The sequence below is a fragment of the Escherichia marmotae genome (assembly GCF_002900365.1).
GTDB classification, from domain to species: domain Bacteria; phylum Pseudomonadota; class Gammaproteobacteria; order Enterobacterales; family Enterobacteriaceae; genus Escherichia; species Escherichia marmotae.
In genome coordinates this window covers 2,877,340-2,893,315 of sequence record NZ_CP025979.1, presented here as the reverse complement: position 1 = coordinate 2,893,315, position 15,976 = coordinate 2,877,340, and the positions used below count along the sequence as shown (strand labels likewise).

Below are 15,976 nucleotides of genomic sequence, written 5' to 3'. Positions count from 1 at the left end.
CAATATAATTTCAGGTTACAGTTATTTGTAGCCTGAAATTAATACTACGTGTTTATTTATAATAAATATACACGAGTTAATAATTGCAGTTAATTTTCATCTACAAGGATGCAGTATGAGATGGATTTCAAAAAATAAATTTTTTGCAAATAGAAACATTAAACCATCGCTGAAGACTCAATATGCCATAAGGGTCGGTGCTCTATTTTTACTGTCCGCCATATCTATCAACGCTATTGCAGCGGGTGGTTTCGGTCTTGGTTCTACGCGTCTGGTTTATCCATCTGACAGTCAGCAAATTACGTTAAGTGTGCAGAATGGTGGGTCCAATACCAGCTATTTAATTCAGTCATGGGTGGATGACAATCAAAGCGGTAAGAAAAGTCCAAACTTTGTGGTTACGCCTCCATTATTTATGTTACCAACCCGAAAAGAAGCATCACTGCGGATAATGTTTATTGGTAAAACACAGTTACCGACTGACCGTGAAACACTATTCTGGATGAACGTGAAAGCGATTCCGCCGACGGATGAGAAGAATACCCAGAAAAACACATTACAACTGGCGTTACAAAACAGGATTAAATTATTTTACCGTCCGACTAACTTACCCGTTCAGGCTGGTAAAGCACGGGATATGTTGCGATTTAAATACGAAGGTAAACAACTGAAAATCATTAATCCTTCTCCCTATTATCTGACGGTGACAGGAATCAGGGTGCAAGGGGCAAAATTACCCAATACGTTTGTTCCCCCAAAAAGCGACATCACAGTATCTTCTCCGGTGACGTTAGCGGGCGAAATTACTTATCAAACTATCAATGATTACGGTGCCACAACGGCCAGGCAAAAGGGAACGATGCAATAAACCTGGAAGATTAAAACGTTAAAGCAACTCAGGTCAGGGATATGAACCTAAAGCTCAAAAAACTCGAACACTGGATGGCAAGGAACAAGCAGATGGGGCAGTGTATACCGCTTCTACTGACACTTTTGCCTGCGTATTCAGCGGCGGGTATGCGCTTTAACCCTGCCTTTCTGTCGGGTGATACTGAAGCTGTTGCTGATTTATCTCGTTTTGAGAAAGGGATGACTTATCTACCTGGTAGTTATGAGGTTGAAATATGGGTCAATGATTCGCCTTTGACATCACGTAAGGTCACTTTCAAAGCTGATGAGCAGAATCAGTTGATTCCCTGTTTTTCGCTCGATGAATTAGTCATTTTAGGAATCAACAAAAGTGCATTGCCGGAGCAGGCGCAAGATGAGGGGAATCATTGTCTCGATTTGCGTATATGGTTTGCAGAAGTTCAATATACACCTGAACTTGATGCGCAACGACTCAAACTGACTTTCCCGCAGGCAATATTAAAGCATGAGGCACGTGGCTATATTCCACCTGAAGAATGGGATAATGGTATCCCGGCAGTTCTTATTAATTATGATTTTTCTGGCAATAGTGATCGTGGCGACTACGTGTCTGATGGCTATTATTTAAATCTGCGTTCAGGTTTAAATTTAGGGGCGTGGCGTTTTCGTGATTACTCTACATGGAGTCGTTCAGGTAATTCACCGGGGAAAATTGCACATGTGAGTAGTACATTACAACGGGTAATTATTCCTTTCAAAAGTGAATTAACACTGGGTGATACCTGGTCTTCATCAGATGTTTTCGACAGCGTGAGTATTCGTGGTGCTAAACTTGAGTCCGACGAAAACATGCTGCCCGATAGCCAAAGTGGTTTTGCCCCTACTGTGCGCGGCATTGCTAAAAGCAATGCTCAGGTAACGATTAAACAAAATGGCTATGTTATTTATCAGACTTATATTCCTCCCGGACCTTTTGAAATCAACGATCTGAACCCTACGTCTTCCGCAGGGGATTTGGAAGTTACGATCAAAGAGTCTGATAATTCTGAAACTATCTATACCATTCCTTACGCCGCTGTTCCCATCCTTCAACGCGAAGGCCATATAAAATATTCTGCGACGGTCGGTAAATATCGTACTAATAGCTACAATCAAAATAATCCATATATCTTTCAGGGCGATTTGATTTGGGGATTACCCTGGGATATTACTGCATATGGAGGAATACAATATTCTGATAATTATCGGGCAATAGCTCTCGGGCTGGGGTTCAACCTTGGTATGTTTGGAGCGACGTCATTCGACTTGACGCAAGCCAATAGCACGCTTGCCGATGGCAGTAAACATCAAGGGAAATCGTACCGTTTTCTATACTCAAAATCATTAGTGCAAACAGGTACGGCTTTTCAGATTATTGGTTATCGTTACTCGACGGAAGGATTTTATTCGTTGAGTGATACCACATATAAACAAATGTCGGGGACAGTTATCGATCCAGATACTCTTAATGAAAAAGACTATGTTTATAACTGGAATGATTTTTACAATTTGCGTTATAACAAAAGAGGAAAGTTTCAGGCAAATATATCGCAACCATTAGGTAAATATGGTTCTATGTATTTGGCGGCAAGTCAGCAAAGTTACTGGAATACGAATAATAAAGATACCTTATATCAGGTCGGCTATAATACGAGCGTGCATGGGGTTTATTTAAATGTTGCTTATAATTATAGCAAATCACCGGGTTCTGATGCTGACAGAATCTTATCCGTCAATGTCTCATTGCCGATCAGCAATTGGCTATCACCAGCCGTTGATGGGCGTAATGCATCAAATTCTATGACTGCGACTTATGGTTACAGTCAGGATAATAGCGGCCATGTGAATCAGTATGCTGGAGTATCAGGCTCACTGCTGGAGCAACATAATCTTAACTATAACATTCAACAAAATTTCGCCAATCAGAATAATGGTGGGAATGGATCGGTAGGTTTAAACTACCGTGGTGCTTATGGTTCACTAAATTCAGGATACAGCTACGATAATAATGGTAACCAGCAATTTAACTATGGTTTAAGTGGTGCCTTGGTTGTTCATGAAAATGGTCTCACGCTAAGCCAGCCGTTAGGTGAAACAAATATACTGATAAAAGCACCTGGGGCAAACAATGTAAATGTGGAACGTGGAACGGGAGTGAAGACAGACTGGCGTGGCTATGCTGTCGTACCTTATGCCACGGAATACCGGCGTAATAATATCTCTTTAGACCCTATGTCTATGAGTATGCATACAGAATTAGATGCTACCAGCATGGAAGTGATACCCAGTAAAGGCGCTTTAGTTCGCGCTGAGTTTAATGCCCATGTCGGTATTCGTGGTTTATTTAATGTTCGCTATCGTAATAAACCTGTTCCATTTGGTGCGACAGCCAGTGTCCCCACTGAGGGGACGGCTCAGATTACAGGAATAGTTGGTGACAGTGGTCAGGTTTATCTCTCCGGTTTGCCTTTACAAGGCATAATAAATATACAGTGGGGAGACGGTTCTTATCAGCAATGTCAGGCAAGCTATCAATTACCGAAAAGCGAGATAGATAATGCTATTAGCTATGCAAATCTGGAGTGCCGCTAATGAATATATTACAGAAATTTATTTTATTAATTTTTACTTCATTATTCATGGTGGTTTCATGTAATGCACTTGCTAACGATACCGTCGTGGTCACATTTACAGGTCAGTTATTAGCAAAAACATGTGATATTACAACTGGAAGTAAAGACCAGCCAGTAAACATGGGAACTTATGACGTTAATGATTTTTTAAATGTGGGGGATGTTTCTGGTAGTCATACATTTACGATAAATCTGGAAGGATGTCCAACGGCAACCAGTACTATTTATAGTTCAGGAGTCAGTGCTAATGTGCGGTTTAGCGGAGATACAGACACCATCAATACCACCTTATTACGCCTTACTTCCAGTGCAGATAGTGCAACTGGAGTGGGCGTCGAAATTTTAGATAACGATGATAAAGTTATTGCAATTAATGATGAGTCAGGTTTCAAAGAATTAGTTTTAGATAATAATGGCGATGCCAGTTTAGACTTTAAACTCCGCTATAAGTCAACTCAGCAAAACGTACATGCGGGGCAGGCAAATGCACTGTTGTACTTTGATATAGACTATCAGTGAGGATAATATGACGCGCTATTGTAATTTAATTGCTTTGTTATTCTCTGTGATATCAATATCATCCATTGCTGATGATACAACGCATACAGGTGTTGTACGTATAGAAGGAATAATAACGGCAAAGACTTGCATTGTTGCCGATGAGTCTAAAAATTTCACGGTCAACATGCCAGATGTACCCAGTTATAGGGTTAGAAATTCAGGGGATGTCACTGAAAAAATTGACTTCTCTATAAAATTAACCCGCTGTGGCAGTGATGTCAGTAATGCCAATATCAAATTTGATGGAACATCAGTAAGTGAAGATACCACCCTGTATAAACTGGATGAGGGATCTGTTGAGGGGTTAGCGCTGGCTATTTTTGATAACAACAGACAAAGTATTAGTAATGGTATAATAAGCACCAGTTATGCTCTTACGCCATTGGTAGATAACACATTGCATTTCTTTGCGGCTTATAAAGCCATAAAAAATGATGTACAACCAGGAGATGCGAATGCATCAGTTTCCTTTATCGTCACTTATGATTAATGTGCTGATATTCTTTTTAATATGTTGCACAAATGCGCAAGCAGGGGTTGTCGTTGGCAGTACCCGTTTTGTTTACCCAGAAAAGCAGTCATCAATATCGGTCGAGCTTAAAAATACTGCCAGTAAAGATATGTTGGTTAAAATTTCCGTGACACCTGATGATGGACGTCAGTTAAAAGGGACAGTGGAATCCCAGCCTTTACTTCCAGATAAAATATTTATTGCGACGCCACCATTATTAGTACTTAAACAAGATAAACATACCAAAATAAGAATTAATCACGTGGGTGGCCAGTTACCTGCAGATCGTGAGAGTTTATTTATACTGAATATTGCAGCGTTACCTGCTCAGGAACCAAACTCACAGCTTAAGAACGAAAATCAACTCCAGGTAGCCGTACGCAATAGGATGAAAATATTTTATCGCCCGGAGACATTATCAGGTAATCCACTTGACGCTTATAAACAGTTACGTTGGTCGCGAAACAATGAAACTGTCACCATTTTTAACCCTACCCCCTGGTATGTGACACTCTATAATTTATCTATTGATGGTAAAAGCATAAATGGTGGCATGGTCGCACCATTTAGCCATCGTCAACAGAATTGGTGTTTGCGGCAAGGATATTGTGAGGTTAACTGGCAAACGTTGGATCTTTATAATAATGCCTTACCTGTATGTAACGTGAAATTAAATGTTTTGCAAAATAATGTTATGGGTGCAGTAGCGATACATGGATAACTGGAGAAGCAGAATGTTAACTTATTCCTGGGGAAATATAAAAGTAATTTGTATATTGTTTTTTCTTTTAATCAGTAGTTGCTATAACATCGTGTATGCAGAAGATATGGGACGGGGTCGCGCTTTTTGTTATCCTGGAAAGCCAAGGAATAATACTACTCCTGCGACATTTTCTTATAATTTTGGTACTGTTACTGTCTCAGATGCTAATAATAATTCTCCCGGAAAAATATTACCAGTGCAGAACTGGAATATAGGGACTTATAAAGCGTATTGCAATTCCCTGGATGATTACGAGGTTTATTTTACAGCCACATCTGGCATAGATCCATCAGGTGCGTCTGGTGATCATCAGGGAAGCGATATATTTATCCCCTTGACTCATGAGATATCGGTTTCAACACATATAAAACTCTATAAGAGAAATGAAACAATGACAGATAAGACAGTTCCTTTTGAAAACTATAGCACCAATTATCCAGCAGACAGAAGTAAACCATCGAGTTGGTCATCCGGAACAGAAGGCTATATAAAAATCAGACTTGATAAAAAAATAATATCCGACATCTCAATAAATAACGTGCTGCTGGTTTCTTTGTATGTCAGCCAGTTCCCAACGGAGCACGGACCAGTTCCTGTATTTAATGCTTATATTGGTAACTTAAATATTGAGGTTCCACAAGGTTGCACAATTAATGAGGGCACCAGTTTTACCGTTAATATGCCGGATGTCTGGGCCAGTGAGCTAAGTCGGGCTGGTGCTGGAGTGAAGCCAACAGGCGTTTCCCCGGTTGCAACCACTATTCCGATAAACTGTACAAATAAAGATATTGATGCCGTAATGACGCTGGTTTTTGATGGCAATATTTCATCAACGAGAGATGTTAATGGTCGGCAAAGCATTATTCAGGCGGAGGATAACCCAGACGTTGGCATTATGATTATGGATAGCCAACAGGAGTCCGTAGACTTGAATGAGCTGGCTGCGCATGTTGGCGTGCCATTTAAGTTAGTTGAAAACCGGGCTGAGTCAGCTCAGACGGCAGACGTGACTTTTCTGTCTCTCCCCGTCAGTACCACAGGGCGACTACCTGCTGCGGGTCGTTATAACGCCCTGGCTATTTTGCGGGTGGAATATCAGTAATGTGTGTGAGTACAGAATCGGATTAGCCTGCTTTTAGCCATCGGTGCAAAATAAAGCGCAGTAACAGCAAGGATGAATAATATGCAAAACGGAAAATGGATTTTGACCTCGCTGGTAATGACTTTTTTCGGCATCCCCATACTGACGCAATTTTTGGCAGCGGTTGTTGCCATGCTGGGGAGCGGGCTTACCGCCATTCTTGAGGTTTGCAATTTACTCTTCACGCCAACAATTTACCTTCTGCTTAACATTTTTATGTTGGCGCTGGGCGCGATAATGCTATTTTTCTCGGGGCGAGTATGGGCGGGCGATAGCGCTCCAGAAAAAAGAGAAATAGCCGCCTGGCGACAATGCTTTTTTCTGTTACCGGCACTATTAATCCTGGTTGGCTGGATAATCACGCTACATCTGGCAGATTATCAATTTCGCCAGATGGGAGCAGATTGGTTGGCAAACCTTATGCTTCCCTGGCTGGGCGTTTTGTTAGTCTCATTAGTTGGTGGTGAGTACTGGTGGATAGTCATAATTCCCGTTGGGGCGCATATCAGTTTTTCGCTGGGATACGCCTGGCCGACAAGACATTTTTTAATCGGCACATCCGGGCTACGTTGCCGTAATTCTCTCCTGTTTATCCTTCTCATGCTTGGTTTTGTCGCTGGTTATCAGGCTTATTTATATAAACAGCTCAATCCCGGCGTTGGTGTACGCGAAAATATTGATACCTGGGCCTGGCAACCCGATAAACTCAATAATCAATTGACGCCACTGCGTGGTAAACCACAAATCCAGTTTACGCAAAACTGGCCGCGACTCGATGGCGCTACGGCAGCGTACCCAATTTATGCCTCTGCATTTTATGCGTTAAGCGTAATACCGGAAGATTTACACACCCGGGAATATTTGGCGAACTCTCGCACGCCGGAGGCGTATAACAAAATCGTTAAGGGAGATGCTGATATTATTTTTGTGGCACAACCTTCCGGTGGGCAGAAAAAACGTGCAGAGGAATCAGGTGTTACTTTGATGTACACACCTTTTGCTCGCGAAGCATTTGTTTTCATCGTCAATGCGGATAACCCGGTTAATTCCCTGACTGAACAACAAGTGCGTGACATCTTCAGTGGCGCAATTACCAACTGGCGCACGGTTGGCGGTAATGATCAGGAGATCCAGACCTGGCAACGCCCGGAAGACTCGGGTAGTCAGACGGTGATGCAATCACAGGTCATGAAAAATATCCGCATGATCTCTCCGCAGGAAACAGAAGTGGCAAGTGTGATGGAAGGAATGATTAAAGTCGTTGCCGAATACCGTAATACAAACAACGCAATTGGTTACACCTTCCGCTATTACGCCACGCAAATGAATGCTGATAAGAATATAAAATTATTAGCGATTAACGGCATTGCGCCGACTGCGGAAAACATTCGCAACGGCAAATATCCGTACATCGTCGATGCGTTCATGGTGACGCGGGAAAATACAACGTCAGAAACACAAAAACTGGTGGAGTGGTTTTTAACGCCACAAGGGCAGAGCCTGGTAGAAGATGTTGGTTATGTGCCGCTGTATAAAACGTTATCAGATATTAAATAATAAAGTAAACAGGGGGCAGATATGGATATGAAGATTTTATTACCTATCAGCAGTTGCTTACTCTTTCTTCCTGAGAGTAATGCTGCACACCAGAGTATTTCACCGCCTTTCCTGCATTACACATTAGCTTGTGAAAGAGAGCAAATTAACCCCGGAATTAATTTGTCTGAGTATTATTCAGAAAATGAATTTGACTTGTACCAATATTATGCTTTTCGTTGCCCGGATATAGAGAATCAAGTCAGAGGACCATCAGTTTCTGTTTTATTGAGAGTGAGCGCGAAAAGTCCGTTTGAGGACAGGTTAAATATTTCAACATCATATGCAGTTTACCCTGATTATAATATCGATAAATTAATTTACTGGAGTGATGATGGCAACAGGGAGAAATCAACGCTAAACGACTCTGTTAATGTTACTCAATAAAATATGAAACAAAAAATAGAAAAAGCTTTAACAGTTTTGCTTATGATTTACGCCGGATCCGCAGTTGCCGAAGGCAAAGTGAACGATTTATGCCACATAGGTAATCGCGTAGATAAACTAGAGATTACAAATTATCCGCAGGGATACACTTCGCCAGTTTCAATTGATGAGGGACGGCTGAATGAAATTTATAAATACAAGGTTGAAATCACTGAGCTTGATGATAAAGAAAGTAAAAAAATTGTTGAGCTATTACAGATGGATTATGCTGAACAAGAGGAAAATGTTACTAATCTGAGGTGGCGCGTGAATATCACTTCATATCAAAATAAAAAATGTGATATCTATTTTGATGGTTTTGGTTTATGTGGAAAAATTAACGGTGAGAATGTCTGCTTCAGGCATAATGAAATGATACGATGGATAGAGTCCCATATTTCTGTGTTTCTACATAGCGTTAATGAATGAGCGTTATGAAATAATGGATTTATCAACAAACCCCTGACATTCTCAATAGCCTTGCACAGTTTTTTATTGCACGGATTTTGAATAGATATCATCTAGAGGATAGGTTTATCCTGACAGTTTAAACTGTCCGTTAATAATAAAGGACAACCAAATGGAATTAGTGCGCTTTGTTCATGCCGGATGCGGCGTGAACGCCTTATCCGGCCTACAAAACCATGCAAATTCAATATATTGCATAAACCACGTAGGCCTGATAAGCGTAGCGCATCAGGCCGCTTTTGCGTTTGTCATCAGTCTCAGGTCAGATTGAAATCTGACCTGGCCTGCTTACGTTAAATCATGACGCTAGCGATAACCTCTGCTGCGTATACTCCACCAACCACTGACTCATGCGAGATTGTTGTTCTGCATTCAGCCACATGCCTTGTTTCGTGCGACGCCACAGGGCGTCATCGGTGCGGCGGACCCATTCGTGGTCAACCAGATATTTAAGCTCCGCTTCGTAAAACTCATGACCGAAATCTTCCCCGAGATCGTTTATCGTCTCCGCATTGCCGAGCAGCAGTTCGCTGTTGCTGCCGTAAGTACGTGCGTAATGACGTGCCAGCGATTCAGTCAGGAACGGATAGCGGCGGCGCAGGCGGGCTGCGTAGTCGTCGCGGTCGCCTTCGATGGCTCCACCAGGTAATACGCTCTCTTTCGTCCACGCCGGGCCAATACCCTGATAATACGGCGTCAGTTTTTCCAGCGCGTGTTCCGCCAGTTTACGATAGGTCGTCAGCTTGCCGCCAAATACCGACAGCAGCGGTGCTTTGCCGTTTTCATCATGGATATCGAGCGTGTAATCACGAGTGATTGCCTGCGGTGAGTCGGATTCATCATCACACAGCGGACGCACGCCGGAGTAAGTCCAGACGATATCGTCACGGCTTAACTGTTTTTTAAAGTGCGCGTTATACACCTTCAGCAGGTAATTTATTTCGCTCTCTTCAATCTTCACTGCTTTCGGATCGCCTTTGTATTCCACATCGGTGGTGCCGATGATGGAAAACTCATCCATCCACGGGATCACGAACACAATACGTTTATCTTCGTTTTGCAGAATGTACGCTTGTTTCTGGGTATGCACACGCGGCACCACAATATGGCTGCCTTTGATCAGGCGAATGCCATAAGGTGAAGGCAGATGCATTCCTTCGTCGAAGAACTGTTTCACCCACGGACCGGTGGCGTTAACCAGGCCGCGAGCCTGCCATGTATATTTTTTGCCGGTATCGATATCTTCCGCTTCCACAATCCACAAACCGTTTTCGCGGCGGGCAGACGTGGCACGAGTACGGGTAAGCACTTCGCCGCCTTTACGCACGACCATCTGGGCGTTGGCTAATACCAGACGGGCGTCGTCGACCCAACAGTCGGAATATTCGAATCCGCGCGTAATTTCCGGTTTTAATACTGAATTTGCGCCAAAACGCAAACCGGTTGATCCCGGCAGGCTGGTTCGTTTACCCAAATGATCGTACATAAACAGACCAATGCGAATCATCCACGCGGGACGCAGATGCGGGCGATGCGGCAGGCGAAAACGCATTGGGAAAGCGATATGCGGGGCCATTTTCAGCAACACTTCACGTTCTGCCAGCGCCTCGCTGACCAGACGGAATTCATAGTGTTCAAGGTAACGCAGGCCACCGTGAATGAGTTTTGAACTGGCGGAAGATGTCGCACAAGCGAGATCCTGCGCTTCCAGCATTAGCACGGATAAACCGCGTCCAGCGGCGTCTGCCGCGATACCAGCACCATTGATGCCGCCACCTATCACAATCAGATCTTTGGTTTCCATGCTGCCCTCATTCACTTTCGTTAAAGCTCATAAATGTTCGTTATCGAACATAATAGCAAACAAACGCGCTTTGAGTAACATTGAAAAAACATTTTAGAGTGATATGCATAACATTATGGCGTTTATCTGCCGCTCCGACGTAAACTGTGCGATAAATTTGCCCACTTGTTTGTAAAGAAAGAGAGACGCATGGAGCAGTTCGAATGTATTAACGTTGCCGACGCGCACCAGAAGTTGCAGGAAAAAGAGGCGGTGCTGGTCGATATTCGCGATCCACAAAGTTTCGCAATGGGGCATGCGGCGCAGGCTTTCCATCTAACCAATGACACGCTGGGTGCGTTCATGCGCGAAAATGACTTCGATACCCCGGTAATGGTGATGTGTTACCACGGTAATAGCAGCAAAGGCGCGGCGCAGTATCTGCTGCAACAGGGTTATGATGTGGTTTACAGTATCGATGGTGGCTTTGAAGCCTGGCAGCGTCAGTTTCCCGCAGAGGTGGCTTACGGCGCGTAACGCTTTATACTGTCCCCTTTTGTGTGGAATAAGCGACAGCAACGATGTTGATGATTACCTCTTTTGCTAACCCCCGCGTGGCGCAGGCATTTGTTGATTACATGGCGACACAGGGCGTTATCCTCACGATTCAACAACATAACCAAAGCGATGTCTGGTTGGCGGATGAATCCCAGGCCGAACGCGTGCGGGCAGAGCTGGCGCGTTTTCTCGAAAACCCGGCAGATCCGCGTTATCTCGCCGCCAGTTGGCAGTCAGGTCATACCGGTAGTGGCCTGCACTATCGCCGTTTTCCTTTCTTTGCCACTTTGCGTGAACGTGCAGGCCCGGTCACCTGGGTAGTGATGATTGCCTGCGTGCTGGTGTTTATCGCCATGCAAATTCTTGGCGATCAGGAAGTGATGTTATGGCTGGCCTGGCCATTCGATCCGACGCTGAAATTTGAGTTCTGGCGCTACTTCACGCATGCGTTAATGCACTTCTCGCTGATGCATATCCTCTTTAACCTGCTCTGGTGGTGGTATCTCGGTGGCGCAGTGGAAAAACGCCTCGGTAGCGGTAAGCTGATAGTCATTACTCTCATCAGCGCCCTGCTAAGCGGCTATGTGCAGCAAAAGTTCAGTGGGCCGTGGTTTGGCGGGCTTTCCGGCGTGGTTTATGCACTGATGGGCTACGTCTGGCTACGCGGCGAGCGCGATCCGCAAAGCGGTATTTACCTGCAACGTGGGTTAATCATCTTTGCGCTGATCTGGATTGTTGCCGGATGGTTTGATTTGTTTGGGATGTCGATGGCGAATGGAGCACACATCGCCGGGTTAGCCGTGGGTTTAGCGATGGCTTTTGTTGATTCGCTCAATGCGCGAAAACGAAAATAATTCCAGGGATTTATAAATGAAACAAACACAACGACACAACGGTATTATCGAACTGGTTAAGCAGCAGGGCTATGTCAGCACCGAAGAGCTGGTAGAGCATTTTTCCGTCAGCCCGCAGACTATTCGCCGTGACCTCAATGAACTGGCGGAACAGAACCTGATCCTGCGCCATCATGGCGGCGCGGCGCTGCCTTCCAGTTCGGTTAACACGCCATGGCATGATCGCAAAGCTACCCAGACCGAAGAAAAAGAGCGTATCGCCCGTAAAGTGGCCGAGCAGATCCCCAACGGTTCGACGCTGTTTATTGATATCGGCACCACGCCGGAAGCGGTGGCGCACGCGCTGCTCAATCACAGCAATTTGCGCATTGTCACCAACAATCTCAATGTCGCTAATACGCTGATGGTGAAAGAAGATTTCCGCATTATTCTCGCCGGTGGTGAATTGCGTAGCCGCGATGGCGGGATCATTGGCGAAGCGACGCTGGATTTTATCTCTCAGTTCCGCCTCGATTTCGGCATTCTTGGGATCAGCGGCATTGACAGCGACGGCTCGTTACTGGAGTTCGATTACCATGAAGTTCGCACCAAACGCGCCATTATTGAGAACTCGCGCCACGTTATGCTGGTTGTCGATCACTCAAAATTTGGCCGTAATGCGATGGTAAACATGGGCAGCATCAGCATGGTCGATGCCGTTTACACCGACACCATGCCGCCTGCGGGGGTGATGCAGGTGCTGACGGACCATCATATTCAACTGGAACTGTGCTGAGTCAGTACCGATTCCCACGTCAGACCAAAACGCGCCAGGTATTTGCGTAGCCGATCCGCGTCATTAACGCTGGCTCTGCCCTGGCGCGAAACGTCAAAAAGTTCACGTCCGGCGGCGGAAAGCGATTTTGCCTGGCGACAAATGGCAATCACGTTTTCCAGTTGCATTCGGTCGAAGAGATCGATGTTCTCCACCTCTGCGCCCAGCAACGTCGTAAGTGCCGAAGGGCGACTCTCCTGCCAGTTATAGCGCAGACGGCGAATCTCATCTTCCACAGCTTCCAGAGTGATGCGTCCGCTATTGGCAAACGTCGCCATACGCGTAACACTGGCAGAAAGTTCGCGAAAATTACCGCGCCATGTTGCCTGGGGGGATGTCGCAAAAGCCAGCCATGCGCGCCGCGCTTCGGTGTTAAAACGCACGCTATCGCCGGTGAGTGAGGCGTGGCGCTCCACTTCATAATCCAGGTTAGGCTCAATATCCTCCTGACGCTGGCGTAGTCCTGGCAGAGTGAAGGTCCAGAGATTTATCCGCGCATACAGGTCTTCACGAAATCTCCCTTCAGCGACCAACTGGCGCAAATCGCGCACCGTTCCGGCGATAAGCTGAAAATCGCTACTCACCTGGCGATCGCTGCCAAACGGATAAAAAGTTTTCTCTTCAATGGCTTTCAGCAACATGGCTTGTTCATCTGCGCCCAGTTCGCCAATTTCATCAAGAAACAACATGCCGCCGTTGGCGCTACGTAATAACCCTTCCCGCGCGTCTCTCGCGCCGGTGAACGCACCTTTCACATGACCAAACAGCGCCGACATGGCGGTATCACCGCGCAGCGTGGCGCAGTTCACTTCAACAAACGCGCCGCTAAACTGATGCCGTGCCTGTTTTAATTCGAAGATGCGTCGTGCCAGAAACGACTTGCCCGCGCCGGTCGGGCCATTAAGCAGGATTGGCGCGCGGGATTTAATCGCTACTTTTTCGATCTGTTCAATCATGCGGTTGAAGTGTGGGTTACGCGTGGCGATGCCTGACTTAAGAAAATCGAGCGTTTGCTGGCGTTCTTCGGCAAAGCGGCTGGCGATAGCGTTATAACGGCTTAAATCGAGATCGATAATCGTCACTGCGCCTGCGCTATCCGGCTGTTCTTTCTTGCGCGGCGGGGAAGTTTGCGCCAGTCGGGCGGGCAGGTAACGCGCTTCTGCCAGCAAAAACCAGCAAATTTGCGCTACGTGGGTGCCAGTGGTGATGTGAATTAAATAGTCTTCTTTATCAGGTTGAAAAGCGTAACCACGGGCGAAATCATGCAGGCAGGCGTAGACCTCTTCGAAATCCCACGGATTATGGAGTTCCACTTCTACACCTACAACCTGCGTTTCTGGTGAAATGCTGGCGATATCGCGTTTAAGCGTTTCAAACAGCGAGCGTGAGCGGGCGTCGTGTAATAATTCCAGTCGATCAATCACCAATGATTCTTGCTGGCATAAACAGAGTGTCGGCCGCCATTTCGACCAGCGTTGGCTACCGCGCCCGGCATAATCCAGTACGGTTCCGACAAAACCAAAAGCCACTGTTTTACGCATCTTAGATATCCTTATAAAAGACGATATTTCATTATCGGTTAAGTGGCTTTATAGAAAATCTCCGTATACGGACTTTGTACTTTTAATTAAATAAAAACAATTAATTATAGATTTAATCTGCTGATTTAATTTTCTGGCACGACGGTTGCAATTATCAGGACAGCAAACAACGAAACGAGAAAAAGAAAATGAATTACGAATTACTGACCACTGAAAATGCCCCGGTAAAAATGTGGACCAAAGGCGTGCCGGTAGAAGACGATGCGCGCCAGCAACTGATAAATACGGCGAAGATGCCGTTTATTTTCAAGCATATTGCGGTGATGCCCGATGTGCACCTGGGGAAAGGTTCCACCATTGGTAGCGTGATCCCGACCAAAGGGGCGATTATTCCGGCGGCGGTGGGCGTGGATATCGGCTGTGGAATGAACGCACTGCGTACCGCGTTAACGGCGGCAGACTTGCCTGAAAACCTGGCGGAGCTGCGTCAGGCAATTGAAACTGCCGTGCCACACGGGCGTACTACCGGGCGTTGTAAACGTGATAAAGGCGCATGGGAAAATCCGCCTGTCAACGTCGATGCTAAATGGGCCGAGTTGGAAGCCGGTTATCAGTGGTTAACGCAAAAATACTCGCGTTTCTTGAATACCAATAACTATAAACACCTAGGAACGCTGGGAACGGGTAACCACTTTATTGAAATCTGCCTTGATGAGGCGGATCGGGTGTGGATTATGCTGCACTCCGGTTCACGCGGAATTGGTAACGCCATCGGAACTTACTTTATCGACCTGGCGCAAAAAGAGATGCAGGAACAGCTTGAAACGTTGCCGTCACGTGATCTCGCGTACTTCCTTGAAGGAACGGAATATTTTGACGATTACCTGAAAGCAGTGGCCTGGGCGCAGCTTTTTGCCAGCCTCAACCGTGATGCGATGATGGAAAACGTGGTATCGGCGTTGCAGAGCATTACGCATAAAACGGTGAGACAGCCGCAAACGCTGGCAATGGAAGAGATCAACTGCCACCACAACTATGTGCAAAAAGAGCTGCACTTTGGCGAAGAGATCTATGTGACGCGGAAAGGCGCGGTGTCTGCGCGTGCCGGGCAGTACGGAATTATTCCTGGGTCGATGGGGGCGAAAAGCTTTATCGTGCGTGGGCTGGGAAATGAAGAGTCTTTCTGCTCATGCAGCCACGGTGCAGGTCGCGTGATGAGCCGTACCAAAGCGAAAAAACTGTTTAGTGTGGAAGATCAGATCCGTGCTACAGCGCATGTGGAATGCCGTAAAGATGCCGAGGTGATCGACGAAATCCCAATGGCGTATAAGGACATTGATGCAGTAATGGCAGCACAAAGCGATCTGGTGGAAGTCGTCTACACCCTGCGTCAGGTGGTGTGCGTAAAAGGATAAATG

Annotated in this window: 15 protein-coding genes; 13 read left to right on the top strand and 2 right to left on the bottom strand. The window is 45.7% G+C overall.

Going from position 1 to position 15,976, the window contains the following annotated elements:
* Positions 1–115 precede the first annotated feature (115 nt).
* From C1192_RS15045 to C1192_RS15005, 9 genes are all read left to right on the top strand, one after another.
* Positions 116–868 carry a fimbria/pilus periplasmic chaperone gene (locus tag C1192_RS15045; RefSeq protein ID WP_052463048.1) on the top strand — a complete coding sequence of 251 codons (753 nt, stop codon included), beginning with the start codon at positions 116–118 and terminating at the stop codon, positions 866–868.
* A gap of 41 nt (positions 869–909) precedes the next feature.
* Positions 910–3,501, top strand: a complete 2,592-nt coding sequence (locus tag C1192_RS15040; protein WP_038355336.1) for a fimbrial biogenesis usher protein — start codon at positions 910–912, stop codon at positions 3,499–3,501.
* Complete coding sequence (locus C1192_RS15035) at positions 3,501–4,061, top strand: fimbrial protein (protein ID WP_038355337.1); 561 nt, start codon at positions 3,501–3,503, stop codon at positions 4,059–4,061. The genes C1192_RS15040 and C1192_RS15035 overlap by 1 nt, the downstream gene beginning before the upstream one ends.
* A gap of 7 nt (positions 4,062–4,068) precedes the next feature.
* Positions 4,069–4,593: a fimbrial protein gene (locus tag C1192_RS15030; RefSeq protein WP_000199134.1), complete on the top strand. Its 525-nt coding sequence runs from the start codon at positions 4,069–4,071 to the stop codon at positions 4,591–4,593.
* Complete coding sequence (locus tag C1192_RS15025) at positions 4,559–5,335, top strand: fimbrial biogenesis chaperone (RefSeq protein ID WP_016249295.1); 777 nt, start codon at positions 4,559–4,561, stop codon at positions 5,333–5,335. The genes C1192_RS15030 and C1192_RS15025 overlap by 35 nt, the downstream gene beginning before the upstream one ends.
* Before the next feature lie 13 nt (positions 5,336–5,348).
* Positions 5,349–6,479, top strand: coding sequence for a fimbrial protein (locus tag C1192_RS15020; RefSeq protein WP_038355338.1), 1,131 nt, complete (start codon positions 5,349–5,351; stop codon positions 6,477–6,479).
* Between the two features lie 81 nt (positions 6,480–6,560).
* Positions 6,561–8,075, top strand: a complete 1,515-nt coding sequence (locus C1192_RS15015; protein WP_038355339.1) for a PstS family phosphate ABC transporter substrate-binding protein — start codon at positions 6,561–6,563, stop codon at positions 8,073–8,075.
* A 21-nt stretch (positions 8,076–8,096) separates the two neighbouring features.
* Positions 8,097–8,501: a hypothetical protein gene (locus C1192_RS15010; RefSeq protein WP_038355340.1), complete on the top strand. Its 405-nt coding sequence runs from the start codon at positions 8,097–8,099 to the stop codon at positions 8,499–8,501.
* A 3-nt stretch (positions 8,502–8,504) separates the two neighbouring features.
* Entirely contained in the window at positions 8,505–8,969 is a 465-nt protein-coding gene (locus C1192_RS15005; RefSeq protein ID WP_001517245.1) for a hypothetical protein, read from the top strand.
* A 337-nt stretch (positions 8,970–9,306) separates the two neighbouring features.
* Here the strand turns inward: C1192_RS15005 and glpD are convergent, their stop codons facing one another.
* Positions 9,307–10,812, bottom strand: coding sequence for a glycerol-3-phosphate dehydrogenase (glpD, locus tag C1192_RS15000; protein ID WP_038355341.1), 1,506 nt, complete (start codon positions 10,810–10,812; stop codon positions 9,307–9,309).
* 189 nt (positions 10,813–11,001) lie between these two features.
* Between glpD and glpE the strand changes: the two genes are divergently transcribed.
* From glpE to C1192_RS14985, 3 genes are read left to right on the top strand one after another with little or no spacing between them, the layout of a single operon-like run.
* Positions 11,002–11,328 carry a thiosulfate sulfurtransferase GlpE gene (gene glpE / locus C1192_RS14995; protein WP_000434520.1) on the top strand — a complete coding sequence of 109 codons (327 nt, stop codon included), beginning with the start codon at positions 11,002–11,004 and terminating at the stop codon, positions 11,326–11,328.
* Between the two features lie 44 nt (positions 11,329–11,372).
* A complete protein-coding gene (gene glpG, locus C1192_RS14990) occupies positions 11,373–12,203 on the top strand; it encodes a rhomboid family intramembrane serine protease GlpG (RefSeq protein ID WP_001517241.1) in 831 nt (276 codons plus the stop codon).
* A 16-nt stretch (positions 12,204–12,219) separates the two neighbouring features.
* Complete coding sequence (locus C1192_RS14985) at positions 12,220–12,978, top strand: DeoR/GlpR family transcriptional regulator (RefSeq protein ID WP_000815101.1); 759 nt, start codon at positions 12,220–12,222, stop codon at positions 12,976–12,978.
* Here the strand turns inward: C1192_RS14985 and rtcR are convergent.
* Complete coding sequence (gene rtcR, locus C1192_RS14980; protein WP_001232910.1) at positions 12,960–14,558, bottom strand: DNA-binding transcriptional regulator RtcR; 1,599 nt, start codon at positions 14,556–14,558, stop codon at positions 12,960–12,962. The genes C1192_RS14985 and rtcR overlap by 19 nt on opposite strands.
* A 188-nt stretch (positions 14,559–14,746) precedes the next feature.
* On the opposite strand from rtcR, the gene rtcB reads away from it, so the two are divergent.
* Positions 14,747–15,973, top strand: a complete 1,227-nt coding sequence (gene rtcB / locus C1192_RS14975) for an RNA-splicing ligase RtcB (protein WP_001517240.1) — start codon at positions 14,747–14,749, stop codon at positions 15,971–15,973.
* Positions 15,974–15,976: the final 3 nt, after the last annotated feature.